This is a genomic window from Metabacillus sp. GQ13 (assembly GCF_059758525.1).
This window is the reverse complement of sequence record NZ_JCAXET010000029.1, coordinates 25,705-36,014: the sequence shown is the minus strand read 5'-3', so window position 1 is coordinate 36,014 and position 10,310 is coordinate 25,705. Positions and strand designations below refer to the sequence as shown.

Below are 10,310 nucleotides of genomic sequence, written 5' to 3'. Positions count from 1 at the left end.
TCAATTGAAGATCCTTTTTCAGTACCGATTACATTTGATTATGTAAACTAAGAACGTATGGTGTACAAATAGTATTAAAGGTAGAATGTTGGAAATAGCAAGTTGAACTTCTGGAATAATAAAAAGAATGGTTTATCTTATTAATAATGTGGTGGTTTTTTATACTCATCCTTTTGTCAATTGATTTCGATCCTCTATCTGTGGAGGTTCTTCCATCCAGCCCTTTTTGATCATAAGCTTTCCACCTTCTTGAGCGAAAGTGAAAATATCCTTTGCATGCAAGACCATTTTTGTTGGCAAGTCACTTCGTAAACTAAATGCACCACCTAATGCATTGCTTCCGAGTCCAAATGAAGCTAACAAACTGGTGTTGTACATCATCAATTTATCAGAAAATGGTGCGGTTTTTGATGTAGTTGCTTTACCAGCATGAGTAGCTGGAGGTTCAATATAACTTTGGCGTAAAAATTCACCTAAATCAATTTCAATTTTTTTTGACAACTTCATTCCTTTGGAAAGATAGTTTTGCACCTCTTTATCAGTTGCAACTTGAGCAAATCCAATCATTAATTGCATACCTACAAGGTTTGTTTCAATGGCATGATGGATAAGAGAAACTTCAACCGTATTTAGAGATCTCGTTTCACTAAACAAAGTAAACCCATCCATATAATTTTTATCCTGTACAAAATTAACCTCTTTTGGCATTGATACAAAAGTGGGACGTGCTAGTACCCCTTTATCTAAAAGGAATTGAGTTGATTGGCTGTTCATCGCTTGGGATTCTGCTGTTAAACCTATAAAAAAATCTTCAATATCTTTTCTATAGGACATGCCTGTAAAAAGTGCATAAAGGCTCATTTCAACTTTAGTCATTAGATGTAAATACATGATATCGTACATGTAATCATACAACTTTGGAACTCCTTTATGTACATCGCTTTCTGTAAATCCAATGGGAATTACTGCCCCTTCTTGTTGAAAAATACTTGTAATCGTCTCTACGATTTTGGAAGCACGATTATAATGCGATAGTAACAGTTGTTTTTCTTCATCACCAGCGTGCTCTATAAAATGCTCCAATATTCTGAGGATCATGGTTTTTTCTTGATAAGCCATCCACAAATTAGCTAGTTCTGATGATGTGATAGGCGCTTGACTCGAAGTCATCCTGTTGAATCCTCCTAGTTTTTTTTTTTTTAGTGTAACCATGATGAAATCATTTTATGAATAAAAATTTTCAGTGGGTTCTTTTTAAAAATAAACATCAAATATTTGTGAATTACTTTAATTCCTAAGTTTCGTAGAATAATGGATGAGATAATCTCTGAAAATATTTATACTTGTCAAATAGGAATCATTACGATAATATATAAATCGTAATGATTTCGAGTTATGGGGGAGTAACTTTGATAACAACTATAAATAGTACGGTCAGAAATTTGAATTATAAAGGTTTTCATGAATACATAAAAAGTCACTTCTTTAAAATAGGCATCTTGTTGATATGTATTAGCTTGTTAAGTGCATGTGCGAACTCGTCGACAAGTAGGAAACAAGGAGAAGATAAGCACATTCATTTTCTATATAATTTTTCTACTAATTCCCTTGATCCTCATGTAGATTCAAGTTATGTTCCTTTAAGAGCTGGAATAACAGAAACATTAATTCGGCTGGATGAGGAAAATTTAAGCGTTGAACCATGGTTAGCTGAAAGCTGGGAAGGAGAGGATGGACAACATTGGACGATTAAACTTCGTGAAGATGTTACATTCCAAAATGGGAAACAGATGGATGCTGACGCAGTTAAAATCTCTCTTGAGCGAGCACTTAAAAAAAGTGTTGCGATACAAAATGCATTAAAAATCGATAAAATTGAGGCAGAAGGTTATTTACTTCGTATTTCAACAACTGAACCTTTTCCAGAGTTTATTTCAGAATTAGTTAACCCAAATGTATCGATCATTGACGTTACAGAAGAGGATATTGTTAATAAACCAATTGGTACAGGACCATTTTCACTGAAGTCATTCACACCTGGGAGCAAGCTTGAGCTCGAACGCAATGCTGATTATTGGGATGGAGCTTCAAATCTTGATTCAGTGACATTCTCTTTTAATGAGGATGCAAATGCCCGTACACTTGCATTAAAGTCTGGACAGGTCGATATCGTCTATCGTCCAGAAGTAGAAAGCCTAGAAAATTTACAAGAGAACGCCGAGATTAAAGTTGAGTCTACTGCGACTTTCCGTGTACATCAACTAACAATGAACATGGAGCGTAAAAGTTTACAGGATGTTCATGTACGCCGAGCTGTAGATGCATTGATTGACCGCGAGCAAATTGTTGAAAAGATACTGCTTGGGCATGCTGACGCTGCTAAAGGACCATTTTTGCCATCACTGCCATTTGCACCAAGTTATGAAGAGCATTCAGTGGGCGATGATATCGCTGTTGAGTATTTAGAGGAAGCGGGCTATACGCTCCAAGACGGAAAAATGCAAAAGGATGGGAAACCTCTTGAGTTCACACTGTTAACTTATTCAGCAAGGGCAGACTTGCCATTGATTGCTCAGGTTTTTCAATCAGACGCTAAACAAATCGGTATCGATGTTAAAATTAGACAAATAGATACACCTGAGGAATATATGGCATCCAACCGTGATTGGGATTTAGCTACCTATAGTAATTTGACTGCACCACGCGGGGATGCAGGGTATTATTTAAATGCAACCTACCACCCAACTGGAGCCCTTAATTTTAGTGGAGCTAGTGAACCAGAACTGACCGCTATCATAGACAAGCTCAATCAAACTGTCAGTCAAGAAGATCGCGCTGTACTTGCAGAGCAGGCGGCTGATTATGTAAATGAACATGTAATCAATTCATTTGTCTTACATCCTTCAACAATCGTTGCATATAACGAGAAAAAAGTGATAAATTGGCTGACGACTCGTAGTGAATATTACATGATTACAAATCAATTGGATGTGAAGTAAATGCTTCAAATTCTTGTACGTAAATTTCTCGAGGTTTTGTTTTTTACGCTGTTTATTACATTTGTAAGTTTTTTGTTTATTCGGCTTGCACCTGGAGATCCTGTCTTGACTATTTTGAATGTTGATGAACTATCAGTTAGTCAGGTACAGGTGGAAGCACTAAGAGAAGATATGGGGTTCAACAAGCCGTTACTCGTCCAATACGGGCTTTGGCTCCTTAATTTTATTCAACTTGATTTTGGCCAATCCTATGTTACTGGGCAACCTGTGATGGACATGATCCTAACCGGGCTTCCTGCCACAACTGAATTAGCAGTCGGTGCGATGATTGTTATGTTGGCGATATCAATTCCACTAGGGTCCTTATCTGCCCTTTACCGAAATAGCTGGATTGATCAGATAAGCAGAGTCCTGTCGATTATTGGTGCAGCAATACCAAGCTTTTGGCTTGGTCTTATTTTTATTGATTTATTTGGTGTGCGATTCAATTGGTTTCCAACAATGGGGAGAGATGGATTTGTTTCATTGATTTTACCATCGATCACTCTAGGGTTAGCGATTTCTAGTGTATATGTCCGTTTGCTTCGCTCCAGCCTGCTTGATTCACTTAATCAAGAATTTATACGTGCGGCGAGAGCTCGTGGCCTTTCAGAAAGACGAATCTTTCTAGTGCATGCATTTCGACACAGTCTCCCTCCTGTTATTACTGTTTTTGGAGTCAGTTTAGGAAGTTTGTTTGGCGGTGTTGTGGTGATAGAAGTTATCTTTGCATATCCAGGTATAGGAAAACTTGTAGTTGATGCAATACGTCAACGTGATTACCCTTTAATACAAGGATATATTTTAATCATGGCTCTCATTGTTTTTATTGTAAATACATGTGTTGATCTATCTTATCGATATTTAAATCCTGAAATGAAACTTAAAGAAAGGGAGAGCAACTGATGGAAGATTTCTCTATGCGTTTGCCAAAGGAGAAAAATTATCGTTGGCAAGTTATGATTGTGCTAATATTCATAGTTCTTGTTCTCGCAATCTCCATATATACTTTTTTATATTTACGGCATGACCCAACATTAACAAATCTCGATGAACGCCTCAAGGGAATGAGTCTTCAACATCCACTTGGGACAGATCATCTCGGTCGGGACGTACTGACTAGGATCTTACTTGGAGGTCAGCAGACAATCGGGTATAGCTTGCTGGCGTTGTTCGTTACTCTAATCATTGGAATACCTTTTGGTCTTATTTCAGGATATAAAGGGGGGTTGGTTGATCGGATATTTATGCGAATTGCCGATGGTTTTTTAGCTTTCCCAGATACTATTGTTGCAATTGTCCTGAGTGGTTTACTTGGACCGGGCATTGGCAATCTTGTGCTTGCTATTGTGATTGTCAAATGGGTTAGTTATGCCCGTCTGGTTCGCAGCACGGTTTTATCAGAATCTCAAAAAGATTATGTACTCATTGCCCGTATCAATGGATTATCTTCAAGTAAAATCATGAGTAAGCATTTATTACCTCATATTTTGGGAAATGTGCTCGTACTGGCAAGTCTTGATCTTGGAAAAATTATATTGCTTATTTCTGCCTTGTCATACATTGGACTTGGTGCACAGCCGCCAATCCCTGAATGGGGCGCAATGCTAAATGACTCTCGTCCCCATTTTCAGTCAACCCCTGAATTAATGATATATCCTGGCTTAGCTATTGTAGTTGTTGTACTGTTAACGAATATGCTGGGTGATTATTTACGTGATCATTTCGATGTGAAAAAAGAGGTGATGAAATGATTCTTTCGATTGAACAAGTATCGATTAGCAGTAAAGATAAGAAAATCGTTGATAACGTGTCACTTTCTATTCATGAAGGAGAGTGGTATGCACTAGTAGGGCAAAGCGGTAGCGGCAAAAGCCTACTCTCCCAGGCAATTGGACAAATGCTTCCATCTAATCTGAAGGTAGAGGGAAATGTTCTCTTTAGAGGGCAAGATTTGCTAACGTTGTCACCAAAACAAGTAAGAACAATTCGTGGTCAAAAATTGTCCTATATTTTTCAAGATTATCAGGGCTCCTTTACACCGTTTAGAACAATTGGTCAGCATTTTGAAGAATATCAGAAAGCCCACGGAATTCTCGCCGCAAAAACTCGGAGGATAAAGGCCATGGATGCACTTGAATCAGTGGGGTTAGATGAAACTTTGTACAATCGATACCCGTTTCAGTTAAGTGGGGGACAACTTCAGCGAGTTTCGATTGCATTGGCACTTCTACTGTCACCTGACTTATTAATCGCAGATGAAATAACCACGGCACTAGACAGTGTCTCAGGGCACAGGATTTTAGAATTGCTTGCAAAACGGCAAAAAGAAACAGGTTGTTCGATTTTATTCATTACTCATGATTGGCGTCATGTTAGACGTTATGCAACCCGTTTAGCTGTTATGAAGGAAGGGGAAATTGTTGAGTCAGGTGGAAAACATCGTATACTTGACCATCCCCAGCATGAATATACAAAGCAGTTAATACAAGCTACACCCAAATTAGGACACGGTCTTCCATCGGGTTTAAAGGAGGTAGAAAACAGATGAATCTGCTTACAGTTAACCAACTGACAAAATCATATCAAGCAATAAATGCAGTAGTAGATAACCTCTCATTTGAACTGAACAAGGGTGAATGTCTGGGCCTTGTCGGTGAAAGTGGCTGTGGTAAAAGCACATTGGCTCGCTGCTTGCTACGGATTGAAGCTATTGACAGTGGCTCGATCTACTTTATGAATCACGCAATTGAACAACTTAATGAACGCCAGCTACACTCTTACCGTAAAAAGATTCAAATCGTGTTTCAAAATCCTTTAGCAGCTTTAAATCCAAAACTTAAAATAAAGGATTCACTGATTGACCCTTATGCGCAGTATAGAAATCAACTTAATCTTGGTTACTTTTCTTATACCTCAAAGAAAGCCTTTGTAAAGCAGTTACTAGAAGCTGTTAAGCTACCGTCGAGTTTGGCAAATCAATATCCTCATGAATTAAGTGGTGGACAGCGGCAACGTGTAACGATTGCTCGTGCTATTAGTATTGAACCAGAGCTGATTGTTCTAGATGAGCCGACAGCAAGCCTTGACGTTATCTCACAAGGGGAAGTGCTTACTTTGTTGACAGAGCTTCGCAAAACGTTAAATCTCTCATACTTGTTTATTTCACATGATCTTGCTGCTGTAAAACAAATGAGTCAACGAATCATGGTGATGAAGGAAGGGAAGCTTGTCGATCAATTCCACCACAATCAATTATTTGAGGAGGAACGCCATCCTTATACAAAAGAGCTTATCTCCATTTTTTAGATAAGTCGACAGTGAATAACAATCCCAACCTCGGAGAAGTTTTTAATTTCTATCTATATCATGAAGGATCCACCCAGGATATATGAATGGACGTACTACTAAAAAGCGAAATGAGATGATGGAAAAACCTTTATGTATCCTTATGTGTGAACAAGTAAAGGATGCAATGCTTAACCGTATAAAACAAAGTTCAACTGTTTATAAAAAAGTTGCATCGTTTTATCCCTTTAGAAATTTTTGGCTAAAGAGAATTTTCTATTTTCGAAAGAAAAAGTAACAAAAAATAAGAACCTGCAATCAGTAGTGTCTAACCGACTAGATGCAAGTTCCTACTTATTAATTTTATCTATTCCATTAAAGGTAGATCACGAAAGTTTGTATTTTTATAAAAACGGTGTCCAGCAGCTACCCCTTTTGGGGAGACCCATTCAATCGCAGCTAATGCCTAGTCCAATTGCTAATACATATAATGCTTCGTTCCCAAGTCTCCTTGATTGAATCATTATTATCACCTTTTCATTTCTTACATAATTATTTTAGTCGAAGTCTGTAGAGGTTCCATCAATTCTCCATTCGTTTAAATCTCTTTGGACATTTAAAATTTTCTGCTCTGCAACCTCATATGCGTCTTTCCCTAGAAATAAATGTAAAGGGGGATTTTCTGATTGTACTGCCTCAATCAAAACCTCCATTCCTTTTTCAGGGTCACCTGGCTGGTTCCTGTCGTACTGCTGAATAGCTGTAATTTGTGCTTCCCTTGCTTGTTGATAATCATCAATGAGAATGTCTGGTTTAATCCCTATTGATTCTTCGGATAAGAAATTGGTGCGGAAATAACCGGGCTTTACAGCAATAACTCGGATCCCAAATGGCTCTACATCTTGAGATAAAGATTCGCTGAATCCATCTACTGCAAATTTTGATGCGGCGTAAATTGAACTTCCTCCGAATCCGTAAAATCCTGCAGTTGAAGAGAAATTTACTATCCTTCCATATTTCCGTTTACGCAAATGTGGCAGGGCTTGACGTACCACATTAAACGTTCCAAAAACATTGACTTCAAAATTTTGTCTTACTTTTTCATCTGAAATCTCTTCAAAAAATCCGATTTGGCCATAGCCCGCATTATTCACTACAACATCCAATTGTCCAAATTGGTTTATTGTTTGTGCAATTGCCTGCTTCACATCTTCTTCATCGCCTACATTTAATTTGATAGGTAGAAAATCTTCACCTTCTCCTACTTTCTCCTTTAACAATTCTAGATTTCTCGATGTGGCAGCTACCTTAAATCCTTTTCCTAACAGTTTCTTTGTTAATGTAAGACCCATTCCTTTGGAAGCACCAGTGATAAACCATACTAGATTATTAATCATGTATTATCGTCTCCTTTTTTACTTACTGTTATAGTTTAAGGGTTAGAGTATTCTCTAAGTCAAATCAAAATGGTTTTGCACAATTCAAGCCGATTATTGATTGGAAATGGAACTATTATATAGAAATATTGTACAATGACCTTATAGTAACTATAAGGTTGAGAGGGGTGGAAAATATGCCTTTTACAGTAAAAGTAGTTTCACAGAAAACGGGAGTTACTCCCTACACACTGCGTTTTTATGAGAAAGAAGGGGTGCTTCCTCATATAAAAAGGGATAAAAATGGTGTTCGCATATATAGCCAGGATGATATTGAATGGATTGAATGTGTTCAGGTTTTACGTTCTACCGGTTTACCATTAAAAGAAATTAAAGAGTATGTAGAGCTTTACCAGGGTGGGGACAGCACTTTAGGAAGGCGAAAGAAATTAATGTCCAATCAAAAGGAAAAAGTCACAGAACATATCAACAAACTTATGAAAACATTAGAAAAAATCAACTACAAGATGGCCCTCTATGAAGTACAAGAAAAGGAAATAGACAAGCTTCCATAAAAAGTAATGAATAGAGAACATAGCAGAAAAATGATCAAACTTGAGGTTGACCAAAAACACCTCACAAACCCGTGTTCAGGTTGCTACGGCAGTCTTTTTTCTTTATTGTTCTTCAACTTAAGTGGCATTTAGTTCAACAAGAAATATAATTTTAAAAGTACTTTTGTGGTAGAATAAAATGGATTAATAGAAAATGTTAGGTGTGTGTTGTGATGAGGAAGTTATTATCATTACCTGTAATTATCTTTTTGTTATCTGGATGTAGTTCAGAATTATCTTTTTCAGAAGTAAGCAAGGAAGGTGTTAATAAAGATATTCAATCGTATATTGACGATGTTAAGAATGAGAATGGGGTACATCTTTACTTCGTTAATCAAAAATCTATTTATGTATATTTGAATGGTTCAAACGTAAAACAAGGTGAAAAAGCTATGCATTTTACTGATTTTAATGTTGAAGAAAATGGTAAGACCTTAAGCATTTTATACAATACTGCTGAAACCGTTGATTATTCAAATCAGTCATTAAATCATAAAATTTTATATAAGATTAATTTAGATAAGAAATATGAGAATCTTAAGGCTATTAGTAATGGTGAAGAAGTCTCGTTCGGTACAATATCAGGTAATTAATTTAGAACCACTTCAGCTAACGGGTGCGATACTTCAATAAAGAAGGTCGCTTTTTTAAATTCGACTAAAGTGGCAGGTTCATTTAATAAAAGTTAGATATAAAAGACAACTATTATTAGGAGTGATACTAATGGATACAAAAATAACTCCAAGGAATATATACTTCAACCTTTCACTAATCTGTTTCATAATAGGGATATTGGTCTGGATACCTAACATTATCTTTAATTATGGATATGGTTACTGGTTATTGACTTTTATTATAAATCCACTAGGTATGGCATTTGGAATATTCGGAAAAAGCAAATTTGGAATCATTTCAAATGCCATTATGACTATTAGTTTCTTTATTTTTATGTCTATTGGATACTTGATTGTGGCAATTTTCGGTGGAGAACCATAAGGATTTATCTTCAACTGCTATGAAAATAACTTCTGTAATGCAAGGAAATAGACAATACTAAAGTAGACTCAGCTCATTCATTTTTTGAAAAAAGGAGAGAGATTAACAGTGTTATTCAAGATGCAAAATTCAATTCCAACAATACGAAAAAAGAACCCCAGTTGTTTTAGTGATAACATTCTAGTGGGGGTGTTTGCCTATTTTATCTAAACTAGAAAACAATGCTTAATAAGAATTGGACGTTTTTTATAATCCTTCTAGATAAGGAGCAGATTCTTTCAATATGATTTTTCTTTTCTTAGTGGTTCAACAATTAAGAATTGATACAAGTAATTAATAATTGCTACTACAACACTTAGAAGGAAAAGTTGCTTGCGGCTCATTTTCACCATTTTATATACGCCTAGTTTTTCTGCTAAGGTTGTTAATGGGTAAGCAAATAAGTAGTCAGCAATAATATTACTCAAAAGATATAGCCAGAATCTTTTGTACGTTAATTTAAAGATCCAAAGGTTTAGGATAGTAAAAGGACCAAATACAAATGATACATCTGTCGCTAATTTCGGAAAAATAGGATTTTTTACTTTCCACCATTTTAACTCCCGAGATAACTCACTTATTAAGGCAATAACCAAGTCACTAAAAATAATAGTAGGCAAGTACCGAATGAATGAAAATTTACCAAGCTTTATGACAGATAACCAAGGCATAATAAGCAACATATACATTTTTCATTTTTCTTTCATTGTAAAACCCCCTAGATATGTAACCATATCTGCTATGCTATTATAATCAATTAGTATTTTCACCTGTAATAACCTTTAATATTCATTTTGTTGTTACTGCTATTTAATTTACCTTTGGAATAGAAACATATATGTTTTGTTATACCAGCTAATAAAGAGTTTAGTACCAGCTACCATTTATCTTTATTATTCATATCACAATGTATCTTTCGAAAATTGGTTTGTTTTCAATTTGATATCCATTGTTTTGTA

Annotated in this window: 12 protein-coding genes; 9 read left to right on the top strand and 3 right to left on the bottom strand. The window is 36.1% G+C overall.

Annotated features, from left to right (window positions below; genetic code table 11):
• Positions 1 to 165: 165 nt before the first annotated feature.
• Positions 166 to 1,170: a DUF3231 family protein gene (locus AC6CHR_RS23930; RefSeq protein ID WP_498251660.1), complete on the bottom strand. Its 1,005-nt coding sequence runs from the start codon at positions 1,168 to 1,170 to the stop codon at positions 166 to 168.
• Positions 1,171 to 1,505: 335 nt separating this feature from the next.
• Here AC6CHR_RS23930 and nikA point away from each other — a divergent pair, with 335 nt between their 5' ends.
• The 6 genes from nikA (at position 1,506) to AC6CHR_RS23900 (ending at position 6,845) form a co-directional block, all read left to right on the top strand.
• Positions 1,506 to 2,999 carry a nickel ABC transporter substrate-binding protein gene (nikA, locus tag AC6CHR_RS23925; RefSeq protein ID WP_498251664.1) on the top strand — a complete coding sequence of 498 codons (1,494 nt, stop codon included), beginning with the start codon at positions 1,506 to 1,508 and terminating at the stop codon, positions 2,997 to 2,999.
• On the top strand, positions 3,000 to 3,944 hold the full coding sequence (nikB, locus tag AC6CHR_RS23920) for a nickel ABC transporter permease (RefSeq protein WP_498251659.1): 945 nt from the start codon (positions 3,000 to 3,002) through the stop codon (positions 3,942 to 3,944).
• On the top strand, positions 3,944 to 4,792 hold the full coding sequence (gene nikC / locus AC6CHR_RS23915; RefSeq protein WP_498251658.1) for a nickel transporter permease: 849 nt from the start codon (positions 3,944 to 3,946) through the stop codon (positions 4,790 to 4,792). Before nikB ends, nikC begins: the two co-directional genes overlap by 1 nt.
• Positions 4,789 to 5,589, top strand: coding sequence for an ATP-binding cassette domain-containing protein (locus AC6CHR_RS23910; protein WP_498251656.1), 801 nt, complete (start codon positions 4,789 to 4,791; stop codon positions 5,587 to 5,589). The genes nikC and AC6CHR_RS23910 overlap by 4 nt, the downstream gene beginning before the upstream one ends.
• Positions 5,586 to 6,347, top strand: coding sequence for an ABC transporter ATP-binding protein (locus tag AC6CHR_RS23905; protein WP_498251655.1), 762 nt, complete (start codon positions 5,586 to 5,588; stop codon positions 6,345 to 6,347). Before AC6CHR_RS23910 ends, AC6CHR_RS23905 begins: the two co-directional genes overlap by 4 nt.
• A 237-nt stretch (positions 6,348 to 6,584) precedes the next feature.
• Positions 6,585 to 6,845: a hypothetical protein gene (locus tag AC6CHR_RS23900; protein WP_498251653.1), complete on the top strand. Its 261-nt coding sequence runs from the start codon at positions 6,585 to 6,587 to the stop codon at positions 6,843 to 6,845.
• A gap of 38 nt (positions 6,846 to 6,883) precedes the next feature.
• Here AC6CHR_RS23900 and AC6CHR_RS23895 read toward each other — a convergent pair whose 3' ends face one another.
• Positions 6,884 to 7,723, bottom strand: coding sequence for an SDR family oxidoreductase (locus AC6CHR_RS23895; RefSeq protein ID WP_498251652.1), 840 nt, complete (start codon positions 7,721 to 7,723; stop codon positions 6,884 to 6,886).
• Between the two features lie 176 nt (positions 7,724 to 7,899).
• Here AC6CHR_RS23895 and AC6CHR_RS23890 point away from each other — a divergent pair, with 176 nt between their 5' ends.
• The 3 genes from AC6CHR_RS23890 to AC6CHR_RS23880 all read left to right on the top strand — a co-directional run bounded on the left by AC6CHR_RS23890 (position 7,900) and on the right by AC6CHR_RS23880 (position 9,312).
• A complete protein-coding gene (locus AC6CHR_RS23890) occupies positions 7,900 to 8,277 on the top strand; it encodes a MerR family transcriptional regulator (RefSeq protein WP_498251651.1) in 378 nt (125 codons plus the stop codon).
• A 212-nt stretch (positions 8,278 to 8,489) separates the two neighbouring features.
• Positions 8,490 to 8,909 (top strand): hypothetical protein, encoded by a 420-nt coding sequence (locus AC6CHR_RS23885; RefSeq protein WP_498251650.1) that lies wholly within the window; start codon positions 8,490 to 8,492, stop codon positions 8,907 to 8,909.
• 130 nt (positions 8,910 to 9,039) lie between these two features.
• Positions 9,040 to 9,312, top strand: coding sequence for a hypothetical protein (locus AC6CHR_RS23880; RefSeq protein WP_498251649.1), 273 nt, complete (start codon positions 9,040 to 9,042; stop codon positions 9,310 to 9,312).
• 278 nt (positions 9,313 to 9,590) lie between these two features.
• Here AC6CHR_RS23880 and AC6CHR_RS23875 read toward each other — a convergent pair whose 3' ends face one another.
• Positions 9,591 to 10,034 (bottom strand): hypothetical protein, encoded by a 444-nt coding sequence (locus AC6CHR_RS23875; protein ID WP_498251648.1) that lies wholly within the window; start codon positions 10,032 to 10,034, stop codon positions 9,591 to 9,593.
• Between the last annotated feature and the right edge of the window lie 276 nt (positions 10,035 to 10,310).